The following is a 23,724-nucleotide window of genomic DNA, read 5'->3' on the forward strand; positions in this document are numbered from 1 at the left end:
GACGGAAGTATCGTTTCAATTGGGCTTCAACTTCTTGCCAGCCGCCTGAGGTCTCCTTGAGCACTCGATGCCGGTAAGAGCGATTAGGGACCGTGTTTACGCTAGAGGCGAGCCACTTGCTAAGTTTCGTTACACGCGGCATGGTGACAAAATGCGGGCCGCTTGAGCCTGCTCCGAGGGACTAATAATAAGCAACGGCGATGGGATTACCCACCGACCCGGAGCAGTAAACACGGCACCACGGATGCAGTAGAAAGGTGGTTGACCGGGCAGAATCGACGCCGATTCATCGCTCGTTCAGAAAGAAGATTTCCGAACTGGCATTTACCGGAGCATACGTGGTCTTGCCTGAGTGGCTATTCTGTCTTTGTTGTGTGGATTTTGCAATAACAAAGACCATTTTTAGCGAGTGATTATCTGCGATGAGGCGGAGCGTCTGTGCCATCCCGTCGCCGTCGGTCGTGGTTTGTCGGGGGTCGTCGCCGTAAGTGCGACCCCCGACAAACCACGACCAGAGGGGACGGTGGTGGCGGGCCATCCTTGAGCCGGAGGGAGTGGGTGGAGCGGCGTCTCTTAGCCGAGGCCCATTCCACCTTGCCGGAAGCTTTCCATTGCCGCTGCCGCAACCAAACTGCCAATGGCCACTTTTATCACGCTTGCAAAGCAGGTGTTGAGCGCGGAAATCATGGTCGTCGGCTCTTCGTTGTGCATGATCCAGTCGTTGCGGTTCAACCGCCTTGCGAAGCCTTCGCCGCCGCTCTTTCCCGGCCCGATCACTTCTTCGCCCAATCGCTCAGGGCGGCCTGCCGGGCTTGGCACACTTTGTATTGCCCCACGGTTTCGACGCTGAATCGCAGCAGGTCGCCCATCGTGGCGTCAACCCCTTCTCAGGTTGTCCCGCAACGTTGGTGGAGGTCCTCCCCTCAAATGTCGAGGACCATTTTTCGTTCGCCGACAATCCTACCCCTTGTGCCGCACCCGCGCGCGAAGCAGTTTCATACCGGCCCGACCATACATTTGCCGCTTAATGCACTTGATTGTTGCGACACGATGCCTCCGTTGTCACAGGCCGTTGCTCGTTCCGGCTCGGCCTATCCAGAACATCTTTCGTCAGTCGGCGACCACATTCTTGTCTCGCAATCGCCTCGGCGTCGTCAGATCGACCGGGTACGGATGCCGTAGCCCGCTGGGCCGTCCGCCGTCCAGCCGCTTCAGCCGAGCCTTCTCGGCGTCGTCCGCCCAGACGACCCAGCGAAGGACCACCGCCTCCACCTTCCGCGCCTCGACCCAGCCCCGCTTGCACCACGCCATGAGCGTCGGGACCGGGATGGCCAACTCCTCGGCCAAGTCGGTCATCCACGCCTCGTGACGCTCCAACGCCTGCGCGTCGGCCGGCAACGAGGATCGGCGCGGCCGCAGGCCGAGGCGGCACACGATCTGGCGGACGCGATCCGCCGTGAACCGCTGGTCCCCCTTCGGGGAGTGGAACCCCTCGGCGTTCAACCGCGCCGCGATCAACCCCGACCGCAGGCCGGCGGCCATCAGTTCCCGAATCCGCTCCCGCAACCGGGGGAGGTCGCCCAGCCGTTCGTACGTGTGGACGGGGCGGACCAGGTCGTGACGGGTGACGCCCCCGCCGACCCAGCGGACCGTCACGGTCCGCCGGCCGGTCGTCAGCACGGCCGCGGCGATCATGGTCACGAACCGGGTGTACGTCGGATGGGTGAAGACGGGCAGGAAGGCCAAGATTAAGGGCCGGGCCTCGGCGGGCAGGAGCATGGCGGTCGTCCGTGAGCAACAACGCAAGAATCACGCCGCTATGCCACCCACGAGCCGTGGGAGGAAGTGCACAAGTCGAGCTAAGGAATCGGCCGAGATCTTTGTGTTTTCCATTCGGCGTTGGGCTTGCGGTCACGGATGCCGATCTTCAATCTTTCACCCGCTGCCGAAACGTCTAACAACCGCTGATCGCCCGAGAGTTGGGAAACGCCGTTGATCGTCATAATTGCTCCCTGGGGAACACGTCCGACGCGATGTCGTTCCGGTCGGCCAGGGCGGCGCAGCCCGCGAACACCATGCCGAACACGGCCTTGGCCCGCCGCCGGAACCAGACCGTCATTCGGACGTTTGCTTAATTCTACAGCGCCGGATGTCGTAACCCTTTACGCCGTCGTAGTTCAGGCTATAACTTCGACCGGAACGGTCCCCGGCCGGAGGGTGCGATGGACGCCAAGGAGTTGCGGCGGCGGAAGCCGGAGTTGGAGTCGTTCCTCGACCGGTACGCCCCGCGGTTCGGGCGGCCCGAGGCTCAGGGCCACGCACGCCGGTTCGTCCAGGGTCTCCTCCTCGGGGGCGACCGACGGAGTGTGGAGAACATCGCCGAGGCCATCGACGGGTGCGTCGTCCGATCCCTCCAGACGTTCATCACCAACGCCCCGTGGGACGCCAACGCCGTCCTGGCCGACCTCCGCCGGCAGGTCGGCCAGGAGTGGGACGACCCGGACGCCGTCCTGACCGCCGACGAGACCGGGTTCCCGAAGAAGGGGACGCTCTCGGTCGGGGTCAAGAAGCCGTACTCGGGCACCCTCGGGCGGACGGACAACTGCCAGATCGGGGTGTTCCTCGGATACCACGCCGCGAAGGGCCACACCTTGATCGACCGCCGGTTGTTCCTCCCCGAGGAGTGGGCCGCCGACCGCCCTCGCCGGGAGAAGGCCGGGGTGCCCGAGGGGTCATCTTCCGGACCAAGCCGGAGTTGGCGTTGGAGATGGTGGCCGACGCGGTGGCGACCGAGTTGCCGTTCAAGTGGGTGACGGGTGACAGCGTGTACGGGGTCAGCCCGACGTTCTGCCAGGGCGTCCGGGCCCTGGGCAAGTGGTACGTCCTGGACTCGTCGTCCGACGCGCGGGTGTGGACGACCGAGCCCGAGGTCATCCCGGCCGGGCGGAAGCCACCGGGGAAGGGCCGCCCGACGACGAACCCGAAGCCGGCAACGAAGCCGGAGCGGGTGGCGGACGTGGCGGCCGCGTTGCCGGCGAGCGCGTGGCGGCGGCGGACGGTGGCGGAGGGGAGTCAGGGTCCGCGCGTGTTCGACTACGCGGAGTTGACGGTGTGGTTCAGCGAGGACGGCCTTCGCTTGTTAGGCGGAGACAACTGTTACGCCCTACTCATCTGCTCGCCCGAGCCGGATCAAGAACGACTCGAATCGACCCCGCAACGCCTCCGACGACGGCCGCGACGGGCCCTCGCACCGGAGTTTCCGTCCTTCGAGATCGCCGTACTCCGCCGCTACGCCGGGGTGCAGGCGGACTCGTAGCGTGTCCGGCTCGATGCCGAGCAAGTCCAGGTCGAACAGCGTGTGCAGGTCGGCCCGCAGGATGAGGCCGTTGGCCGGGTGGTTATCCCCGTCCCCGCGGTACGGCCGGATGTGGGCGGCCTCCAGCACCGCGAGGACCGGGCAACCGGACACGAGGCACCGGTCCCCGTACCGGGCCCGCAGCGCGTTTCGGAACGCCGCCTGGCCCCGCCGCTCGCGGATCTGCCGCTCGATGAGCGGCCGCTGATCGCCGTCGTGCAGTTCGAACTCGTCGTCGCCTCCCGACCCGGGCAGGGCCTCCTCAGCGGCTAGGCTGGCGACGGTAGTTTGTTGCTGTCCCTGGCCGCTGTCGGGGACGACCGCCCCTCGCAGGTCCGTTCCGGCGGGTCGAACGACGATCTCGGTGCCGGTAACGATCAGCTCCACCCGCTGGTTCTTCGCCACCCCTGCCTTGCCTAGCACGTCGGAGAGACGCGATTTGGCCCCATCGCCGGCCCGCAGGCTAGACGAGATCCAGACGTACGGAGCCTTGCCGGCGGCGACGCGTAGCGTCGAGTCGTACCGATCCCCGTCGATGAGCAGGCCCACGTCGATGCTGCCGTTTGGGTCGAACGGGAGGCCGTCGGCGTCGGCCAGCGGGACCCAGATCTCGACCGCCTCGACGCCGTCAAGCGCGTACCGGTTGCCGGTCCCGCGGACGGTCCCGAGCACGCGAGTCGCCTCGGCCGGTGCCGCCGACGTGGCCGCGAGCACGTCCGGCAGTCCGAGGTGTTGGCGGTCGAACCGATGCTTGCCGTCCGCGCCGCGGACTACCGGCAGGTCGTGAAGGGTCCGAAGGCTGTTGAAGTGGGATCGGACGGACGCCTCGGTTCCCCGCTCCTCAAGCAACTGCTCCATCGTCGCGCCGTCGAGCAGCAGCTCGTCGATCACCGCATCCTTCCCGCCGCGGGCGCCGTGTCCCAGCCAGTTCACCCCGCCGGCGTAGGCCAAGCGGTTGGGGTCGAGGATCAACCGCCGCGTTTCCCGCTTGTCCTTTTCCTTGTCACGTCTGACTGGCACGCTGGACCTCGTTTAGGCTGGAAGGCTTCTGCTCGAGTTTCCCACCGTTTAGCCTCTTCGAGACGTTCGCGAGAACCCGCACCTTGTGTTCTTTGCTGGGATAGCTATCATGCACCCCTAAATGAAATCTGTGCCCTTTTTATCAGAGGAAACTATCGCACGAAGGACTAATTTGGTTTAATCGGTTGGCTTCCCAGCAATAGATGTGTCTTAGAACGACCCTCCCCATGCCCACCATGAATTTCTCGCCGACGGGCGAGCAGCAAGCCGTCATCGACCACCGTGGCGGCCACCTTCAGGTCATCGCGTGTGCGGGGGCGGGAAAGACCGAGGCCATCTCCCGCCGGACTGTTTCACTCATTGAGGAAGGCACGGAACCCGGTGAGATCATTGCCTTCACGTTCACCGAGCGGGCGGCGGCTAGTTTGAAAAACCGGATCACCAAGCGGGTTGCGGAGTCCAAAGGGCTCGCCTTCCTCGACCGCCTCTCGCCAATGTTCGTCGGCACGATTCACGCCTATTGCTTCCGCCTTCTCCAGGACTTCGTCCCGGAACTCGGCAATCACGACTTGTTGGACGAAAACCAATTGGCCGGCTTGCTAAGTCGGGAAGAGAAAAACCTTGAACTCAAGAAAATCGTACCGGAGGGAAAGCACTGGAGTTCCATCGGCGAGTTTCTCCGGAACGCCGACATCGTTGAGAACGAACTCATCCCGTCCAAGGAGCTTGGCGACACTCCGTTCGCTACATCGTTTCGAAAGTACGTCGAGACGCTCGACCGCTATCGCTACCTCACGTTCGGCCGGCTGATCACGAAGGCCGTAGAGGCCCTTGAAACGACGGAAGTGGCCAAAAAAGTTCGTGCGAACCTTCGGCACCTCATCGTGGACGAGTACCAGGACATCAACCCCGCGCAGGAGAAGCTGATCCGCCTGCTCGCGAAGTCCCCGGTTCAGCTCACGGTCGTGGCCGACGACGACCAGGCCATCTACCAGTGGCGCGGCTCGGACGTGAAGATGATGCAAGGGTTTTCCAAGCGGTACAAGGGGACCACCTCCTTGAAGCTGTCCGAGAACCGACGCTCGCGGCCGGCGATCATTGAAGTTGCGAATCGGTTTGCGGCAACGATCCAGCCGCGGCTCGAGAAGGCTATGATCCCCTGCCGGAAGGCCGCCGCCCCCGAAGTCGTCGCGTGGTCGGCGGAAACGGACGCCCGCGAGGCGGAGATCATTGCGGAATCGATCGAACGGCTCGGACAGGCCGGATTTCGGTACCGCGACATTGCGATCCTGTTCCGGTCGGTCCGTACCGCCGCCCCGCCGTTGCTTGCCGAACTCGACGCTCGCGGCATCCCGTACCGCTGCGGGGGGAGGGCCGGGTTGTTCCAACAGCCGGAGATGCAGGCCCTCGGCAAACTCTACGCCTGGTTGAGCGACAACGACTGGAAGCCGCAGCGATACTCGGAAATGCAGCCGGTCGATTTCGACGACCTCCTGGCCGAGATTCGCAAGCACTTCCCGAAGGCCGAGTCCGAGAAGGAACTGAGGGCTTACTTGGAGAGTTGGAAGGCGGCCGCGTCGACAAACGCCAGTCCGGTGAACCTCGTCCGCGACTATTACGTTCTCCTTTACCGCCTCGGCGTCCGCACCCTCGATCTGGCCGACCCGCTCGCCGTCAACCGGCTCGGCACGCTCGCCCGGTTCTCGCAACTGTTCGCGGATTTCGAGAGCGTCACGCGGCGGGCCCGCAACGTCGAGGAACAGGGCAAAAGCACCTACCGCGGCGGTCAGGACCGCGGCAAATACTTCTACGGGCGGTTGTTCAATTACCTTCAGTTCTACGCCCTGGACAGTTACACCGAGTTCGAGGGTGAGGAAACGTTCGCCACGGATGCCGTAGACATCCTCACCGTCCACCAGTCGAAGGGGTTGGAGTGGCCGGTCGTCTTCGTGCCCAGCCTGGTCGAGGGTCGGTTCCCGTCCCGAAAGTCCGGCAACGAACAGAACTGGCTACTCACCGAAGACGTGTTCCCCGAGGAGGTGCGGAAACGGTACGAGGGGAGCGAGACAGAGGAACGACGGCTCTTCTACGTCGCGATGACAAGGGCACGGGATACGTTGTACCTCTCGCACTTCGAGAAGAAGTCGAACAAGTTCAAGCCGTCGCGATTCCTCACGCAACTTTTCGGCGACGTGAAGCGACTCGAAACGCTGCCGGTTCCGAAGAAGCCGGAGGCCGCGCCGCACGGCACTGACGAGTTACCGGTCGTCACGTTCTCAGAACTCGCGGCCTATGAGACGTGCCCGCTCCAGTACCGCCTGAGCTCGCTCCTCGGCTTCCAGTCGCAACTCGCCACGGAACTCGGGTACGGCAAGGCGATCCACCACATTCTCCGCCACGTCGCGGAGTTCACGCAACAGGCGGGCAAGAAGCCGACGAAAAAGCAACTGGAAGCCATTTTCAACGACCACTTCTACCTGCCGTTCGCCAACCTGCCGCTCTTCGAGAACCTTCGGGAGCGGGCCAACGCCCTGGTTCACAAGTACATCGACCACCACGGCGACGACCTCCTGCGGGTCTGGCAGACGGAACGGCCGTTCGAGTTGCACCTCGGCGGGGCGAACGTCACCGGCCGAGCGGACGTGATCCTCGACCGCGAGGGCGGTGTTACCAACAAACTCGCCCTCGTCGACTACAAGACGGCGAACGACTCAAAGCAGGACGACCTGTTCGCGTTCCAGTTGCAGATCTACGCCGCCGCCGGCCGGGGCGAGGGATTGGACGTGGTCGCGGCGCGGGTGCATCACTTAAAAGAAACCCGGCGCGAGGACGTGCCGATCGACACCGTCCGCATCCGCACCGCGAAGGCCCGAGCCCTGGCTCTGGTCGAAGGGATTGCCGAAGGGGACTTTCCGGAGCGACCGGGCAAGGAGAAGTGTACGCGGTGTGACGTGCGGGCCGTGTGCAAGCACGCCGCCTGCGGGAAGTACGACCTGTAACCACCCGGTCCGAGGTGAGGAATGGCGAAGCGAAAGACGGCCGCCCCGGCCGCCGACGACGCGGTGACCGACTACCGGCACGCGGACAAGAAGCGGAAGAACATCCCCCCGGCCAAGATGGCGGCCGAGGGCACCGTGCCGGTCATGCCGAAGATCGGGTACAGTTACAGCCCGCGGCGGCCGCCGGTCCTGCGGTTCGACTCGCACGGCGGCGCCGACAAGCTGCCCGAACTGTTGGAGAAGGCGAAGAAGTCCAAACTCACCGAGGACGAGGTCCGCGTACTCGCGGAAGCCCTCCGCACGCACGAGCCGTGGCTTGAATGGGCCGGCAAGTGCGAACTTCCCGGCTTCGCCGTCGATCCTGTGGCCTTGCACATCCACGAGCGCGTCTCGGCCCAAGCGATTCTCAAGGTGGCCGCTCGGCATGACGTTGAGCGGAACTTGTTCGGCGACCCGGAGCAGGCGTACCACGAGGCCGTGCAGTTCTATCGGCACGACGTCGATTGGACGAACCGATTGATTCTCGGCGACAGTCTCCAGGTGATGGCCAGCCTTGCGAAACGGGAAGAACTCGCCGGCAAGGTGCAGATGATCTACCTTGATCCCCCATACGGAATCAAGTTCGCCAGCAACTTCCAGCCGGAGGTCGGTAAGCGGGACGTGAAGGACAAGGAGCAAGACCTCACCCGCGAGGCCGAGATGGTGAAGGCTTACCGCGATACATGGCATCTCGGCATCCATAGCTATTTAACGTATCTTCGGGATCGGCTAATCGCAGCTAAGGAACTACTGGCTGACACCGGCAGTATATTTGTGCAGATTAGCGATGAAAACTTGCATAGAGTTAGTGCTTTATTAGATGAGGTTTTTGGCTCAGATAACTTTTGTTCTCTTATCACTTTTCAGAAGACCGCAGCAGTTAGCAGTCCAGAAGCACGTACAAAGGTAATAGGCACCTTAGGTGACTACCTATTATGGTTTGCGAAAAACAAAGATTTAACAAAATACAATCAACTCTATCTCCCAAAAGGAGTAGGTACAGGCGCGGGGGAAGATTATAGACAACTTCTGTTGGCAGATGGATCTCGGCGACCAATTTCTCAAGAAGAGCTAGACAATCCTTCAAAGCTACCGGCCAACACACGAGTATTCCAAGCGACGGCACTTCAATCTTCTGGACACAGCATCTCTCTTACCGTGCCATTTACTTTCAACAACAAAAGTTACTCACCAAACCCAAACTCTCATTGGAAAACAACCGTTAAGGGTCTTTCGAGGTTAGTTGAGGCTGGGAGGGTAACAGAATCTGGGAAAAACATTCGATACGTTCGATGTGTTGACGATTTTTCAGTGTCCTCACTCGGTAATATTTGGGGCGACACAATGGGCTCGCCCAATGTTATTTACGTCGTTCAGACGAACGCTCGCATCGTCGAGCGTTGCATGTTGATGACTACTGATCCGGGTGATCTCGTCCTCGATCCTACTTGTGGATCCGGCACAACAGCCTTTGTCGCGGAACAGTGGGGCCGCCGGTGGATTACCACCGACACTAGCAGAGTCGCAGTGGCCATAGCCCGACAGCGATTGCTAACTTCGAAGTTCGACTATTACGAACTCCGCGACGAGAAGAAGGGACTTTCCGGGAACCTCGTCTACAAAACTGTGCCTCACGTCACGCTTAAGAGCATCGCGCAAAACCAGAACCTCGATCCGATTTTTGCGAAATACGGGGCGGCCCTCGACGCGAAATTAAGTGCTTGTAATGCAGCGTTAGTGAATCTCACGAAGGACGTGCGGTTCGCCCTCGAAGCGAAGCTACTAGAGAAGGAACGAGCTGAGGGTAAGCGGGCCGTCATGGACGCTGACCGCCGCCGGTGGGTGCTGCCCGACAAGGGGAACGTGTGGCAGCACTGGACCGTGCCCTTTGACACCGACACCGACTACTCGGCCGAACTGATGAAAGCCGTCACCGACTACCGTAAGACGTGGCGGGCCAAGATGGACGAAGTAAACGACTGCATCGCCAGGAACGCGGAGCAGGAGGAACTTGTCGATCAACCGCGGGTGGTGAAGAACCGGACGCGGGTGAGCGGGCCGTTCACCGTCGAAGCGGTTCAACCGCCGGAAATCTCGCTCGGCGATGTGTCTCAGGAGCTCCCCCCCATCGGCGGTGCCCCTGAGGAGTTAGAAGGCTCCTTCGCCCCGGCCCGACAGTTGCGGCTCGTCGAGACGAGGAATGCGTTCGAGGTGCAGAACATTGACGCTTACCTAACGGAGATGACACGATTGCTTCGCGGCGACGGCGTGCGGTTCCCCAACAACAAGGAAATGACTTTTTCCCGGCTCGACCGAGTGTCCGACGGCCACGGCATCCACGCCGAGGGCCGGTGGGTTCCGCCCGGCGAGCAGGACGCCGACCCGGCCGGCGATGCGACCGTGGGCGTCATCTTCGGCCCGCAGTACGGCCCGTTCACGAGCGCCATGCTCGAACTCGTCATCAAGCCGGCCCAGCGAAAGTACGACGACCTCGTGGTCGCCGGGTTCAGTTTCTCGCCCGAGGTGTACGACCTCGCCGCGAACCCGCAGGTGAAGAATTTCAAGGTTCACGTCGCGCACATCCGGCCCGACGTTAACCCCGGCATGAACGGCTTGCTGAAGGAGACGCCGCGGAGCCAATTGTTCACGGTGTTCGGCCTGCCGCGGACGCGGGTGGACCGGGTCAAGGGGAAGGCCGAGTACGTCGTGACGATGGAGGGTGTGGACATTTACGACCCGGTGCGGAACGTCGTCCACCCGACGGAAGACAGCAAGGTGGCGGCGTGGTTCCTGGACGGCGACTACGACGGTCGCACATTTTGTGTCACACAAGCGTTCTTTCCGGACAAGAGTGCGTGGGAGAAACTCAGCAAGGCCCTCGGCGGCGTGGTCGATCCGGAGCGGTTCGAGGCGCTGTCCGGCACCAAGAGCCTACCCTTCCCGGCCGGCGGCCACCGGTGCGTGGCCGTGAAGGTCATCGACCCGCGAGGGAACGAGGTGATGCAGGTCCACAAGTTGGAGGACGTGGCGTGAGCGAGCCCACCAACGTCCCCATCCAGCCGGTGGCCAACCCGATCATTTGTCCCCCCTACGACGAGCCTCGGGACCACTGGGTTTACGACAAGATGGGCGTGGCCACCCGGGCCGGCAAGCGGCGCGAGGCCGGGTACTTCTACAAGACCGAGCGGACGGGGTCCGCCCAGCAGGCGTTGCCGGGGATGGCCCAGGAGGAGCGGGACGACCTTCCACTGGTAAACGTCCTCCGCGACGACGTCCGACGGTGGCGGGAGGCCGACTACCGCGGGGCGAGCAACGTCACGAAGGAACTACTCCGGTGGTGGGCGAACCCGGCCCGCGGCCGCCGGCTGTTCTTCTGCCAGCGCGAAGCCGTCGAGACGATCATCTACCTGGCCGAATTGCGAATCCCCGGCCGCACGTCGAAGGTCCGCTTCACGCCGAAGCTATCGGACGAGGCGCTGGGACAACTTCTCCGAGGCGAGAAGCCGCGGGGGTTGAACCTCACGAGTGAGACGTTCTGGCCAACCCTCATGGACCGGCCGTTCGACCCGAATCTCCGGCCACTGACCCGCCTCGGGTGCAAGATGGCGACCGGGTCCGGCAAGACGGTGGTGATGTCTCTGCTGATCGCTTGGGCGTTTTGTAACCGCGGGGTGAACCCGCGGAGCACCGAGTACCCGAACGCGGTCCTCGTTTGCTGTCCGAACCTGACCGTAAAAGAACGGCTTCAAGTTCTCCGTCCGGACAACCCGGACAACTATTTCACCGCCTTTGACCTCGTGCCGGTAAACCTCCGGCCGTACCTGCACTCGGGCAAAGTCCTCGTCGAGAACTGGCACCGGTTCGCCCCCGAGAGCGAGCACAAGGAAGGCGACAAGAGCTACCAGGTGGTGAACAAAGGGCCGGAAACGCCCGAAACGATTGCGCGCCGGGTGCTCGGCGACTTGTACGACCGACTACCGATCCTCGTGCTGAACGACGAAGGCCACCACTGCTGGCGACCCGCGGGGGCAAACGACGAAGCCGACGAGCCTGTGACGCCGTCGCGCGGGCGGAAGAAGAAACCCGTCGAGGACGATTCGTTCGTGGCAACAGAGGAGGAACAGGCGGAAGCCCGCGTATGGCTCGAAGGTCTGGATCGCATCAACAACTGCCTCGGCCCGAAGCAGCCCGGGATTTCCTTCTGCGTGGACCTGTCGGCGACCCCGTTCTACCTCCGCGGTAGCGGCTACCCGGAAGGTCAACCCTTCCCGTGGTTGGTCAGCGACTTCGGCCTTGTGGATGCCATCGAGAGCGGCATTGTCAAGATTCCTCGCCTGCCGGTGTCGGATGACGCGAAGAAAAAAGACGAGATCGGGCGGCCCGATCCGAAATACTTCCGCCTGTGGCACCACATCTCCGCGGCGATGAAACCGCACGAGAAGCACGGGTCCGGCAAGCCAAAGGCGGAACCGTGCTACCGCGAGGCCGAGGGTGCGTTGAAAGTTCTCGCGGGGCAGTGGAAGGAGAAGTTCGGTCAGTTTCGGTCGGCCGACGCGAATCAGGTCCAGATCCCGCCGGTGTTGATCGTCGTGTGCGACAACACCGACATCGCGGACTATTTCTTCCGCAAGATCAGCGGCGAATCGGAAGCGGACATCGTCACGCCGCAGGACGTGGAGGAGGTCGAAGCCGGCGAGGACGAAGAGCCGACGCCGGGCAAAAAGGAGAAGGCGAAAAAGCAGGTCGTTTACGGGAAGAGTGAAATCCTGGACGAGTTCGCGAACGCGGCGGCCCGGAAGGTCACGATCCGGATCGACACGAAGCTACTCGCCGAGGCCGAAAGCGCCGACCCGACGAAGAACCGGAAGACCGCGGCCGAGGAGTTGCGGAAGGTCATCGCCACGGTCGGCCGCCCGGGCGAGCCGGGCGAGCACGTGCGGTGCGTCGTGTCGGTCTCGATGTTGACCGAAGGGTGGGACGCCAACAACGTGACGCACATCCTCGGCGTCCGCGCATTCGGAAGCCAACTGCTGTGCGAGCAGGTCATCGGCCGGGGCCTCCGGCGGATGAACTACGAGCCGGACCCGGCGACCGGCCTCCTCCAGGAGGAGCACGTCGACGTCTACGGCATCCCGTTCTCGGTCATTCCGTTCAAGGGCCGAGCCGTCAACCAATCCGCCCCCGAGGACAAGCCGAAGCACCGCGTCTGGGCCGTCCCGGACCGCTCGGACTGGGAGATTAAGTTCCCGATCGTGAAAGGGTACGTTTTCGAGATGACGAAGGGGCACGTGCGCTGCGACGTGGACGCCGTCGAACCGATCACGGTGGACGCGAAGAACGAGCCGACGGCCACGTTCCTCCGCCCGACGGTCGGCTACCACGACTCGTCGATGCCGGCCGTCGCCCCGTTCGAGTTCGTCGAGCAGACCCGGGACGCATACTTCGCCAACGTCCACTTCCAATCGATCGTCTTCCACATCGCCCAGAAAATTGTCGACGACCTACTCACGCCGACCACGACGAAGACCGACCGCAAGAGTCGGGTGCTTCGGCTTCAAGCCCGCCATCACCTATTCCCGCAGGTACTTCGAATCGTCCAACAGTACATTTCGCGGCGGGTGAACCTCAACGGCAAGGACGCCCGAGAGTTGGGTCTGGAAAAGTACGTGACGTGGATCGTCGAGCGGTTGGAGTCGGCCATCTACCCTGATGAGCAACAGGGCGAGCCACCACTGCTACCCATTCTCGACCCGTATCGGCCGGTCGGCCGAACCGGCGTGGTTGACTTCCCGACGACGCGGCCTGTCACAGTAACGGAAAAGAGCCACCTCAACCTAGTCGTGCAGCACTCCGACTGGGAAGGCGCGTCGGCGAAGAAGCTGGACAAGTGCGGTCACGTCAAGTGCTACGCCCGAAACGACCACCTCGGATTGGCCATCCCCTACGAGTACCTCGAGTCCGAGCACAGCTACGAGCCGGACTTCATCGTTCGGCTAACGAACGAACTCAACCTCTTGTTGGAAATCAAAGGATTTGAAGTCCACAACACTGAACGGAACAATGCAAAGTATGCCGCAGCCCGGCGGTGGGCCCGAGCGGTGAACAACTTGAAGGAGTTCGGCACGTGGGACTTCCTTGTAGTCCGGGACGTCCAATTGCTGGCACCCGAAATGGCAAGCCTCGCGGAAAAAATCGCATAAGGACTTGGCCCGAATGCCGTGTAGTTAAGCGGCAAGTTGTTGTTCGATCTCTCGTTTCAGCACAGCTCGTGGGCGTTTCATCGTCGGGAACAGTTTCGGCCGGCGTTTCTTGACCCGCGGCTCGAACCGCCCCGGCCGTTCCGGGTGAACGATCAATCGTGGCGGAACGTCCCCCGTTCTCGCGACCCGCAACCACCGCAATGCGTCGACGAAACTGACGCGGTCGTCCGCCGTCTCGGGCCTGGTGGTAGACGCGGGCCTCCTCCGGCTGTCCGACCGGTCCGGCCGGCTCGCCCTGGAGGCGGAGTTGGTCCGGTGCGAGCAGACCGGCGCGGCCCTCTTGCCGAACGAGGTCGGAACGTGCGCCGCCAACGCCGCCCGGTTGCAGGTGTTCGCCCTGGCCTACAACCTGGCCAACTTCCTCCGGCGGTTGGTGCTGCCGCCGCCGGTCCGGAGCTGGACGCTGACGACGCTCCGGGAGAAACTCGTCAAGATCGGGGCCAAGGTGGTCCGCCATTCCAAGTACATCATCTACCAGTTGGCCGAGGTGGCAGTACCACGGAATTTGTTCGCGGCAATCCTGACCCGGATCGGGCGGTTGCGGCTGGCGTGTGATTCGGGTGAGGTTCGCGGCCGTCGCGAAATCGATGTGTCGATCGTGGCCTGCCATTGTCGCCGGGCGTTCGGGGCGCGTCTGGGGGGCCGTTTTCGACGCATCCGGGGCCGAGAAACGCTTGACCCAGTGGCCTGGGACCGCACCGAACGCGGGCGGACAGTTATCCAGACAGGAAAATCGTTGCTGGCAACCTGTCGCGTTGGTAGACTCCACCCTCGAAGCCGATTCGTTGTTCCCAGACGCCTTCATCTGGGAAAGATCGGTTTTCGAAGGGGTGGGTTGCCGAAGTACTTTCGTTGTTGAGGGAACCATGCGCCTGCTCAGCCTGCTTGCCGTCTCCATTGCCTGCGCCCACGCTTCTGCCGATGACGACCAGCCATCCCCAGAGATGAAGGCTATTATCAAGACCGCGCTTTCTTATCTGAAGGAGAAGAAGGCAGAGGACCGGGTCAAAGGGGCAGACATGTTGGCCGAGTTAGGGGAAAATGCGAAGGGAAACCGTCGCGACCTCTGTGAAGCTCTTGTCGACAAAAACGCAAAGGTTCGTGTGGCCGCCGCTGATGCGATGAAAAAGATCGATGCGGAGGCGTGCAAAACGGCTTTGAAGATCATCATCGATCGAGACTATCAGGCCGTCAACGACCTTCGCACTGTAGGAACGAAAGCGGCCCACTTTACGCCCCTTGTTCTCGACTATCTCAAGTACACGCTGACGCTCAAGGCGGGAACGGAGAGGATTGGTCTGATGGTTACAGCGATGCGGGCACTGACCGCCATTGGCCCCGACGATGAGACTGCAAATAACGCCGTCTTGAGTGGCATCACCTCAACCGATTATACGGTTCGGCTCACGGCCGTGGAGGCGTGTACAACGCTGACGTATGCGAAGAAGCACACCAAGACCCTGTTGAAACTCTCGCAAACCGATGAGCTCACCGTCCGTCTCGCCGCAATCGAGGCACTCGTCGCTGTCGCAGACACGGCAACGAGAAAGCAGATCGAGTCGACCCTCTCGGGCATGCGATTCGACAAAGAAGAGCGGGTCCGTGAATCCGTAGAAAAGGCTTTGATCACTCTGGCAAAATAGGTCTGATACGACTAGCCTCAGCACGAATGGGTTATCGTCTTGAGGGGAGCAGCGAGGCTGCAGTTCGAGGATGGCACGGTCGTGATGCAGTCCGGCGACTTCGTGAACATCCCGGCATTCAAGATAGCATCGGGTTGATTGGACGCCGTCGGACGAACCGACCGTATGGCAAGGCCCGCGCATAGGTAGTGAAGTTGGGCAGTTACTGGCCGAAGCGGTTCGACTCTGGGACAAGACGCACGTCTCGAAACGGCTGTTCGCCGGGTTCTGGTACCAAGCCGGAACATGACCCCTCCCTCGCTGGGTCGTGGTGAAGGCCGAGGCGAACGTACAAGGAACGAATCGCCGCTTCGTGACCACGAACCGACCCGGAACGCCAGCTTACCCGGAAGCGACGTACGACGAGTACGCGATGCGCGGGGAGAGCGAGAATCGGAATAAGGAGTTCAAGTGCGGGATGGCGATGGATCGGCTGAGCGACCACCGGTTCATGGCGAACTACTTCCGGCTGTACCTGCACGCGGCGGCACTAAACCTGTTGGTCCGGTTGCGTCCGGAGGTCGCCGTTGGTGGACACGCCGGAGTACGCGTATTACTTCGCGAACAAGTGGGCCGACGTGCTGCGCGTGAAGCGAAAGGGGCAGACAGGCCGGGCGACCGGGACGTTCGCGTTCCACGGCTGGATTCGCGACGCGATGGCCGCCGACTTGCCGTACGACCAGTTCGTCCGCGAGATCGTCTGCGCGAACGGCGACGAACTCAAGTCGCCGCCGACGGTGTGGTACAAGGAAGTCTCGACGCCGGAGAACTTCGTCGATGATCTGTCGCAAGTCTTCCTCGGCCAGCGCATGGCCTGTGCCCAGTGCGACCACCACCCGTATGAGAAGTGGAGCCAGGACGATTATTGGGGCCTCGCCGCGTTCTACGGCCGTCTGGGGAAGAAGCCGATCAACACGCCGGGACGGGTCAACGACGGCCAGCAGAATCGGAATCAACTCGTCTACGTGAAGTCCACCGGCAGCGCGACGAACAAGCGGTCCGGCCGCAGCGGATCAGAGCGTGCGAGTGCGAGCGGGTGAACGAGGCCAGCCTCGCGATGACGCTGCACATGCTGAACTCGCAGGAGGTGCAGGACAAGATCGCCCACGCCACCGGCCGGGCCGACAAGCTCGCGAAGGACACGCGGGCGGACGAGGCGAAGGTCGCGGAACTGTTCCTGACCGCGATCGGTAAGAAGCCGACCGCCGACCAGATGGCGAAGGCCCACCTGGAGAAGCACGCGAAGGACAAGAAGCAAGCCTACGAAAACATTGTGTGGGCGCTGCTAAACACGAAGGCGTTCCTGTTCAACCAATAAGAAGGTTATTCCTTCAGTGACCGAATAGGAGAAGTAAATTGATTATTCAATTTCCCTGTCCAAAGTGCGGAGTATGGTATTCCGTGCCGGACCAGAAATCGGGCAAGAAATTCACTTGTAAAAAATGTGACGTGCGGATAGTTATTCCGGGAGCGCCTCCCGTCACTAGCTTTCCTATACCAGCCGCCCCATCCCGGACAACAGGCGACGTTTCTTCGCCCGACAATGGTCGTACTCACGACCAAGATGAAGATGAATTCGATATCACCTCGGCTCCCGAATCTCGACAACCATCACACTCCAAATCCAAAAGAACCAGATCAATGATAGTACTTGGAGCGTTAGTTACAGCTTTCGTAATATTCGGTGTTATTCTGCTTACCATGTCAAAACCGTTTCAAAAAGGATTTTTGCATTATAATGGAACAACTCAAGATCTAATTCAAGTTCTTGTCTCTCAAAAAAAAATAGTTTTGAACAGCAAGTATTCTGAACCTCTGTCAAGACAAACTGGACACCCAGTATTTCTAATATCGGTGATGCATGCCCCGAATCAAGTGAGCGATATCGCGCTGGTAGAATTCGAAGATGAGGAATCAGCCCAGGCTTACGAGAGGCTGGCAAAAATTGAGTTGAGCAACCAAATCCGTCAATCATTTGGTTTCCAGATTTATGATGACGTTGAACGATTCAAAGTCGTAAATAAGTTAAAATCGGAGCAGGACGTAATAGATAAAATGAGTCAAAACAAACGATTTCGATATTCACGATGGATATTTTCCGATCCCAACGTCGCTGGCTTACAAGAGTCCTTCGCCGTCTCAGCGATCCGCCGCGCAATTATGTAATGCATATTATAGAAATCTGGTAGTGGCTCAGCTAAATAGCTCCCGCCAAAGGCGGAAGTTGCCTCATTTCCCAGGCGTTTTGGCGTACACTCCGGACTGGACCCGGAAGTGGGTGCGGGTCTCGAACCAGTCGAATGTCAGGTCGAGTAACTCCTGCATCGTGTGACATCGGTGGTTCCGGGTGACGGCCTCGTGGAGCCGCCACCAGTGCCGCTCGATGGGGTTCGTGTCCGGGGCGTACTTCGGCAGGTAATGGACCTTCACCCGGTGTCCCCACTCGGCCAGGTATGCCCGGACCAGTTTCGACCCCTCGGGCGTGTGCGTCCCGGCGTTATCGCAGATGACGTGGATGACCTTGTACTGGCGGAACGCCCGCCGGAGGTCGTCCAGGTGGCGGCAGAACAGGGCCGCACCCCGACCCTCCTTCGGCTTCCCCGCGGTCAGGACGACCCGCCCGGTCCGCGCAGAGTTGGCCCGTCTGGATCCGTTGGACCTGTTGCATCGGATCCGCGCGGGGCAGTCGGCGCTGGCGGCCCTTCACTCGGGCGACCTGGGCCATGGTCCGGAACGAGAAAGCCTGGAGGCGTTCCTCGCGACGTTGCCGGAGTTGTGGCGCGGCGACAATACCTCGCCCCACGCATCGGAGCGAGGTATCGTCGCCGCGCACTTGGCGGACTCACAAGGATCCCTTCGAGGGCGCGTGGCCGGAGATCCTGCTGTGGCTCCAGGCCGATCCCGAAGCGACCGCGAAGTGCGTGTTGGAGCGCTTGCTACAAGCCGACCCCGACCGGTATCCGGACGGGCAGCTGCGAACCTTGCAGCGCCGCATCCGGGAGTGGCGTCGAGAGATGGCTCGAACGCTGGTGAATGCCTGCGTGGAGGGAGCAGACAAGCCCGAACGGTAGTGTCTGTCAAGTTGCGCACATTTTTTTAAAGGGCTGGAGGTCGGGGTTGGGAAGTCGGCGAGTGAACGCCGAACACGCACGCCTCGTCACTACACAACTGCTCCCACGCTGCCGTTACTCGCTGGTGCTACCAGCGGACCATTCCCTTCGCCAGCGGTTTTCGTTTTCCCGTCCTGCTCGGACAGCAGCTTCATGTCCAGGTACGCCCGCTCGCCCCAGTCCGTACCCGCCACGTGCCGCAACCGGGCCGCCGCCAGCATGACGGCCGAGTGGCCGTCCGGGAACGCCCCGACCACCCGCGTCCGCCGGCGGATCTCCTTCATCAACCGCTCCAGCAGGTTGTTCGTCCGAATCCGACGCCAGTGGCCTTGCGGGAACGCGAAGTAACAAAGCGTCTCGCCCACCCCGGCCCGCAACACCTTCGCCGCCGAACTCAGCCGCATGGCATCGAGCTTCGCCGCCACCTGCTCGGCCTTCGCCTCCGCCGCCGGTCGATCCTCGGACGCGTAGATGGCCTTCACCATCGTCGCCACCTCGGCCATCTTCTCCCGCGGCACCGTGGAAAGGATGTTCCGCTCGAAGTGGACGACGCACCGCTGCCAGGTCGCATCCGGGAACACGGCCGCGGCCGCTTCCACGATGCCCAGGCACTTGTCCGACGTGACCATGCGGACGCCCCGCAGGCCCCGCTCCTTGACGTGCCGAAAGAAGGTCAGCCACGATTCGCCGTCTTCCTTCGACCCCTCTTGGACGGCCAGGATGTCCCGGTGCCCGGCCGCACTCACGCCCACCGCGACCAGGACCGCGACGTTCCGCACCTCGCCGCCCCACGTCCGCTTCAGCCAGATGCCGTCGACGAACAGGTACGGGTACTCCCCGGCGATCGGCCGCCCCCGCCACGCGTCGATCCGCTCGTACACCTTCTGATTGAGTTCGCTCACCGTGCTGGCGCTCACCCGCGTGCCCCACAGGGCCTCGGTGATGTCCTCGACCCGCCGGGTCGACACCCCGGCCAAGTACATCTCGACCAACGCCTCCTCCACACTGGACTGCCGCCGCCGGTACCGCTCGATGATTTGCGTCTCGAACGGCAGCGACCGCAGCCGGGGCACCTTCAATGTGACCTCGCCGGCGGTCGTGTGCAGGGTGCGGTCGTAGGTCCCGGCCCGCGTGTCCACCCGGTCGGGCGACCGCTCGTACCGCTTGCCCCCGCACAACGCATCCGCCTCGGCGTCGAGGAGCGCGTTGAGCGTCTGTTCGACCGTCTGCCGGACGACGTGGTCGAGGTGGGCTTGGACCTGCCGGTCGTCGACGGCGAAGGCCGCCCGCAACGGCGTGTGAGGCGGAGTCGCCGCCGTCGGTGCATCTGGGGGCAAGGGGGAATCGCTCATCAGGGCCTCTCCGAGCCGACCGGCAATCGCCGGTACGCTCACGGTAAGACCTCCCGCCACGCCTCAAAACGAATGTGCGCAACTTTTACCACGTTACCGGTACGTGTTCGCACACGCACTCGGTCGATAATCGAACTCGGCGACTTCCTCCGACTGCAACCGCAGGACATCGAACTTGCGTTCGCGAACGATCCGGTCCTTCACCTTCTCCGGACGCTTGCGAGGTTGTGTCTGCACTTCGTACCGAGTTGGGCGATCCAAAGGCCTCCAAGCCGTAGCGGGCAAGCCTTCCGCGAGATCCTTCAGGTTCGGCATGGCATCGTAACCGAAGATGAAATTCACGCCCGGCAACTCGTGCCCGCGGTCGAGGTGCTGAGTCTGGGAGAAGTCGGTGTCGCCCCGCAGGACCATGCGGCGAAACCCAGACCGCATGCACAGCCCGATCGCCTGATCCACCTGTCCGCTGACCGGCCCCGATGCGGCCCCGCCAGTCTCGCCCCTTCAACGGGGCGGTGCCAGTGGCGTCCGGTGCTCCGATCAGTTCATGCAGTTCAAGAGCTTAATTTCCAGTTTGTTTGCGTCACTTCTCTGTGAGGGGTGCGTTACCCCTCACGTTCCCCCCGTCCCAACCCACTGCCCCGACTTCCGCCGGGGCGGTTCCGTTTCCCAAGGAGGTGAGTGATGCGACCGCGTGACGTCTCGAAAGCCCTGTGCGCCCTGCTCCCGACCCGCCGGCCCGTCTACCTGTGGGGGCCGCCCGGCGTCGGCAAGTCGGCCGTCGTCCGGCACGCCGCCGACGCCCTGAAACTGAAACTCGTCGACGTCCGGGCGACCCTCCTCGACCCGGTCGATCTCCGCGGCCTGCCGAAGGTCACGAAGGACCGGGCCGAGTGGTGCCCGCCCGCCTTCCTCCCCCGGACCGGCGACGGCGTGCTCTTCCTCGACGAACTCGCCCAAGCCCCGCCCCTGGTGCAGGCCGCGTGCCTGCAACTCGTCCTCGACCGGAAGGTCGGCGAGTACGAACTCCCGCCCGGGTGGGCCGTCGTCGCCGCGAGTAACCGGCAGGAAGATCGCGCCGGCACGCACCGGCTGATTACGCCCCTCTTGAACCGCTTCGTTCACCTCGACCTCGACGTGAGTGCCGAGGACTGGCAGGCGTGGGCCGTGGTGAACAACGTCGCCCCGGAGGTCCGCGCGTTCCTCCAGTACCGGCCGGCGTTGCTCGCCCAGTTCGATCCCGCAGCGAGTCCGCGGGCGTTCCCCACGCCGCGGAGTTGGGCGTTCGTGTCCGACGTCGTGGCGGGGACGCCGGCCGACCTCCTGCACCGCGTCGTCGCCGGGTGCGTCGGCGACGGCCCGGCGGCCGAGTTCGTCGGGTTCCTCCAACTGTACCGCGAACTCCCCGACCTGGACGTGATCCTCAAGCAGCCCGAAACGACGCCGGTGCCCCGCGAGCCGGCCGTCCTGTACGCGCTGGTCGGAGCGATCGCCGAGCGGTGCAAGTCGGACGCCACGCCCGCCCACGGCCTCGTCCAGTACGCCCTGCGGTTCCCCGACGAGTTCGCCCTCCTCGCCCTCCGCGACGTCCTCGCCGTCAAGCCGAAGCTCGCATCCCTGTCCATCGTCCAGCAGTGGATCGCCCAGGCCCGCACCAAGGGCCTGTTCCTCGCCGCCTGACCCTTTCCCCTTTTCCCTTCCCTCAATCCTTACGGAGATTCCGATGATCGAATCGTGCCTCGACACGGGCGGGGCCGTCGCCTTCTGGACGGCCTGCGAGTTCACCGACCGCGACCGCCTCCGGGCCGGCCTCACGCCACTCGGCCTGGAGCAATACGTCCCCGACCCGCGGCCGCCGGCCAGCGTGTTGAAAGACGCCCTCGAAGAAGCCCTCGGCGGGGCGCGGGTGCTCATCCGCCCGCTCGCCGACCGGGACGGGTTCACCGTCGTCAAGGAGGAGCGGGGCAAGCACGCCAACGCGTACGCCACGGCGCTCGTCGCCCGCGTCCGCGACGCCGCCCTGTCCACGGTCGAGTACGACCCGTTCGACGACCGGGCGGCCGTCGTCAACGCCGCCTTCCGCCGGCACGCCGGGCGGATCCCGGCGGCGCAACTGTCCGCCTGCCTGGTCAAGGTCGTGGAGTCCCTCGGCGGCACGCGGCTCCGACCGACCGGGGCCGTGTACTGGATTCCGGGGCCGAAGCTCGACGACTGGGCGGCGGTGGCGCGGGCGGTCGAGGCGGCGTCGGACGGGCGGCCGAGTGCCGTGTACCTGATCCGCCACCGCCTCGACGCCGACGCCGTCCGGGCCGTCCGCGACGCCGTCGTCGGGGAGGTGCAGGCCGCCACCGCCCGGATCGCCGAAGAGGTCGCCGCCGGCGACCTCGGCGGCCGGGCGTTGGAGACGCGGCGGCAGCAGGCCCACGACCTGCGGGACAAGGTCCTCCTATACGAGGACCTGCTGTCCGTCGGCCTGGCCGAACTCCACCGGGCGGTCGACGTCGCCGACCAGGCCGCCGCGACGGCGTCCCTGTTACTCGCGGCCCAACCGGCGGCGGCCGCCGTCGGCGTGTAGCCGCAACCCTTCTCGACCCATCCTCAACCCTTGAAAGGAGTGACCATGACCACGGCCGCCGACCCGTTCGCCGCCCTGGAGGCCGAGGCCGCCAAGCAGGCCGTCGCCGAGGCCGCGGCCAAGCGCCTCGCGACCGCCCGGGCGAAACTCATCCTCGGCCGGGACGCCAAGAGCGCGTTCTTCGCCACCCTCGCCCTGCGACTCACGTCGGAAGTCGACTGGGCGTGCGGGACGATGGCCACGGACGGCCGCGTCCTCGCCTACGACCCGCGGTTCGTGACCGGCTTGAGCCCGGACGAACTCGTCGGCGTGCTCGCCCACGAGGTGATGCACAACGCCCTCGCCCACCCGTTCCGCCGGGGGGCCCGCGACCCGGCCCGGTGGAACGAGGCGTGCGATCTGGCCGTCAACCCGCTGCTGCTGGCGGCCGGGTTCGTGCTGCCGGCGTCCCGGTTCGTGCCGGGCGAGGGCACGTACGCCGCGTTGCCGGCGGGGAAGTCGGCCGACGAGTACTACGCCCGCCTGGCCGAGCCGCCGGCGACCGGCGGACCGGGCGGCGCCGGGGCCGAGTCGCCACGTGGCGACGGCGGCGGGCCCGACCCCGGCGGGTGCGGCGGGGTGACCGAGCCGGCGGCCGGGTCGCCGGCCGCCCGCGAGCAGACGGCCGCCGCCTGGCAGGTGGCGGTCGTCCAGGCCGAGCAGGTGGCGAAGGGCCGGGGCGAGTTGCCCGCCGGGATCGCCCGGACGGTCGAAGCGGTTCGCCGCCCGCCGGTCGACTGGCGGGCCGTCCTCCGGGCGTTCGTGTCGGCCACGGCGTGCAACGACTACGCGTGGGCGCGGCCGAACCGCCGGTTCCTCTGGCAGGGCCTGTACCTGCCCGGCCTCCGGTCGGAGGAACTCGGCGACGTCGTCATCGCCGTCGACACGTCCGGGTCGGTCGGGCCGACGGAACTGGCCGTGTTCGCCGGGGCCGTCGACGACGTCCTGTCGGCGTTCGACTGCGTCGCGACCGTGCTGTACCACGACACCGAAGTGCAGGGCGTCCAGACCTGGCGGTCGGGGGACGGGCCGTTGGTCCTCGCCCCCGTCGGCGGCGGGGGCACGGCGCACGCGTGCGTGTTCGACTGGCTCGACCGCGCTGGCGTGTCGCCGGCGTGCGTCGTCTGCCTGACCGACCTCGAAACGCGGTTCCCGGACCGCCCGCCCGGCGTGCCCGTCCTGTGGGCCGTCGTCGGCGACAACACTTCGCCCCCGCCGTTCGGCACGAGCGTCCGCGTGACCGCGGGATGACCCGAACGGTAACCACCGTCGTGCGACCCGGCCCGTCGGCCGGGT

Annotated in this window: 15 protein-coding genes and 4 pseudogenes; 13 read left to right on the forward strand and 6 right to left on the reverse strand. The window is 63.7% G+C overall.

All coding sequences use genetic code 11. The features are described 5' to 3' along the window. Positions 1-573: 573 nt before the first annotated feature. Both PX52LOC_RS21370 and PX52LOC_RS21375 read right to left on the reverse strand, forming a co-directional pair. On the reverse strand, positions 574-789 hold the full coding sequence (locus PX52LOC_RS21370) for a hypothetical protein (RefSeq protein ID WP_149111998.1): 216 nt from the start codon (positions 787-789) through the stop codon (positions 574-576). A gap of 321 nt (positions 790-1,110) precedes the next feature. Beyond that, positions 1,111-1,779: a hypothetical protein gene (locus tag PX52LOC_RS21375; RefSeq protein WP_149111999.1), complete on the reverse strand. Its 669-nt coding sequence runs from the start codon at positions 1,777-1,779 to the stop codon at positions 1,111-1,113. A gap of 443 nt (positions 1,780-2,222) precedes the next feature. Between PX52LOC_RS21375 and PX52LOC_RS21380 the strand changes: the two are divergent. Next, a pseudogene (locus PX52LOC_RS21380) lies at positions 2,223-3,022 on the forward strand (IS701 family transposase); the annotation flags it as partial. A 141-nt stretch (positions 3,023-3,163) separates the two neighbouring features. Here PX52LOC_RS21380 and PX52LOC_RS21390 read toward each other — a convergent pair. Continuing rightward, positions 3,164-4,375 (reverse strand): HNH endonuclease, encoded by a 1,212-nt coding sequence (locus PX52LOC_RS21390; protein ID WP_149112002.1) that lies wholly within the window; start codon positions 4,373-4,375, stop codon positions 3,164-3,166. Positions 4,376-4,602: 227 nt separating this feature from the next. Here PX52LOC_RS21390 and PX52LOC_RS21395 point away from each other — a divergent pair, with 227 nt between their 5' ends. From PX52LOC_RS21395 to PX52LOC_RS21430, 9 genes and pseudogenes are all read left to right on the forward strand, one after another. Then, the gene (locus tag PX52LOC_RS21395) at positions 4,603-7,374 is read left to right on the forward strand and encodes an ATP-dependent helicase (RefSeq protein ID WP_168219122.1); all 2,772 of its coding nucleotides are present in this window, start codon (positions 4,603-4,605) and stop codon (positions 7,372-7,374) included. 21 nt (positions 7,375-7,395) lie between these two features. Next, positions 7,396-10,446, forward strand: coding sequence for a site-specific DNA-methyltransferase (locus PX52LOC_RS21400; RefSeq protein ID WP_149112004.1), 3,051 nt, complete (start codon positions 7,396-7,398; stop codon positions 10,444-10,446). Next, positions 10,443-13,613, forward strand: coding sequence for a BPTD_3080 family restriction endonuclease (locus tag PX52LOC_RS21405; protein WP_149112005.1), 3,171 nt, complete (start codon positions 10,443-10,445; stop codon positions 13,611-13,613). The genes PX52LOC_RS21400 and PX52LOC_RS21405 overlap by 4 nt, the downstream gene beginning before the upstream one ends. Positions 13,614-13,971: 358 nt before the next feature. Next, positions 13,972-14,217: pseudogene (locus PX52LOC_RS42700) on the forward strand (transposase); the annotation flags it as partial. Positions 14,218-14,539: 322 nt separating this feature from the next. Beyond that, positions 14,540-15,316, forward strand: a complete 777-nt coding sequence (locus PX52LOC_RS21415; RefSeq protein ID WP_168219124.1) for a HEAT repeat domain-containing protein — start codon at positions 14,540-14,542, stop codon at positions 15,314-15,316. Between the two features lie 352 nt (positions 15,317-15,668). Then, positions 15,669-15,812: pseudogene (locus PX52LOC_RS43975) on the forward strand (hypothetical protein); the annotation flags it as partial. Between the two features lie 73 nt (positions 15,813-15,885). Next, positions 15,886-16,395, forward strand: coding sequence for a DUF1549 domain-containing protein (locus PX52LOC_RS42705; protein WP_246173431.1), 510 nt, complete (start codon positions 15,886-15,888; stop codon positions 16,393-16,395). Further along, the gene (locus tag PX52LOC_RS42710; RefSeq protein WP_246173432.1) at positions 16,392-16,673 is read left to right on the forward strand and encodes a hypothetical protein; all 282 of its coding nucleotides are present in this window, start codon (positions 16,392-16,394) and stop codon (positions 16,671-16,673) included. Before PX52LOC_RS42705 ends, PX52LOC_RS42710 begins: the two co-directional genes overlap by 4 nt. 83 nt (positions 16,674-16,756) lie before the next feature. Further along, positions 16,757-17,521, forward strand: coding sequence for a hypothetical protein (locus PX52LOC_RS21430; protein WP_149112008.1), 765 nt, complete (start codon positions 16,757-16,759; stop codon positions 17,519-17,521). Positions 17,522-17,584: 63 nt separating this feature from the next. Here PX52LOC_RS21430 and PX52LOC_RS21435 read toward each other — a convergent pair whose 3' ends face one another. The 3 genes and pseudogenes from PX52LOC_RS21435 to PX52LOC_RS21445 form a co-directional block, all read right to left on the reverse strand. Next, entirely contained in the window at positions 17,585-18,028 is a 444-nt protein-coding gene (locus PX52LOC_RS21435; protein WP_149112009.1) for a transposase, read from the reverse strand. A 487-nt stretch (positions 18,029-18,515) separates the two neighbouring features. Further along, positions 18,516-19,817 (reverse strand): IS256 family transposase, encoded by a 1,302-nt coding sequence (locus PX52LOC_RS21440; RefSeq protein WP_246173433.1) that lies wholly within the window; start codon positions 19,815-19,817, stop codon positions 18,516-18,518. Positions 19,818-19,913: 96 nt separating this feature from the next. Next, positions 19,914-20,282, reverse strand: a pseudogene (locus PX52LOC_RS21445) (IS1380 family transposase); the annotation flags it as partial. Between the two features lie 216 nt (positions 20,283-20,498). On the opposite strand from PX52LOC_RS21445, the gene PX52LOC_RS21450 reads away from it, so the two are divergent. From PX52LOC_RS21450 to PX52LOC_RS21460, 3 genes are read left to right on the forward strand one after another with little or no spacing between them, the layout of a single operon-like run. Continuing rightward, the gene (locus PX52LOC_RS21450) at positions 20,499-21,494 is read left to right on the forward strand and encodes an AAA family ATPase (RefSeq protein WP_149112011.1); all 996 of its coding nucleotides are present in this window, start codon (positions 20,499-20,501) and stop codon (positions 21,492-21,494) included. 43 nt (positions 21,495-21,537) lie between these two features. Further along, positions 21,538-22,389, forward strand: a complete 852-nt coding sequence (locus PX52LOC_RS21455) for a hypothetical protein (protein WP_149112012.1) — start codon at positions 21,538-21,540, stop codon at positions 22,387-22,389. 45 nt (positions 22,390-22,434) lie between these two features. Next, positions 22,435-23,679 carry a vWA domain-containing protein gene (locus PX52LOC_RS21460; protein WP_149112013.1) on the forward strand — a complete coding sequence of 415 codons (1,245 nt, stop codon included), beginning with the start codon at positions 22,435-22,437 and terminating at the stop codon, positions 23,677-23,679. The last annotated feature ends 45 nt before the right edge of the window (positions 23,680-23,724 follow it).

The sequence above is a fragment of the Limnoglobus roseus genome (assembly GCF_008254045.1).
GTDB lineage: Bacteria > Planctomycetota > Planctomycetia > Gemmatales > Gemmataceae > Limnoglobus > Limnoglobus roseus.

Bases quoted from the DNA above. Each gene is read 5' to 3' on its own strand.
- PX52LOC_RS21375 (WP_149111999.1), bottom strand. From the start codon at position 1,779: ATGCTCCTGCCCGCCGAGGCCCGGCCCTTAATCTTGGCCTTCCTGCCC.
- PX52LOC_RS21455 (WP_149112012.1), top strand. From the start codon at position 21,538: ATGATCGAATCGTGCCTCGACACGGGCGGGGCCGTCGCCTTCTGGACG.
- PX52LOC_RS21395 (WP_168219122.1), top strand. From the start codon at position 4,603: ATGCCCACCATGAATTTCTCGCCGACGGGCGAGCAGCAAGCCGTCATC.
- PX52LOC_RS21440 (WP_246173433.1), bottom strand. From the start codon at position 19,817: ATGAGCGATTCCCCCTTGCCCCCAGATGCACCGACGGCGGCGACTCCG.
- PX52LOC_RS21460 (WP_149112013.1), top strand. From the start codon at position 22,435: ATGACCACGGCCGCCGACCCGTTCGCCGCCCTGGAGGCCGAGGCCGCC.
- PX52LOC_RS21450 (WP_149112011.1), top strand. From the start codon at position 20,499: ATGCGACCGCGTGACGTCTCGAAAGCCCTGTGCGCCCTGCTCCCGACC.
- PX52LOC_RS21415 (WP_168219124.1), top strand. From the start codon at position 14,540: ATGCGCCTGCTCAGCCTGCTTGCCGTCTCCATTGCCTGCGCCCACGCT.
- PX52LOC_RS21400 (WP_149112004.1), top strand. From the start codon at position 7,396: ATGGCGAAGCGAAAGACGGCCGCCCCGGCCGCCGACGACGCGGTGACC.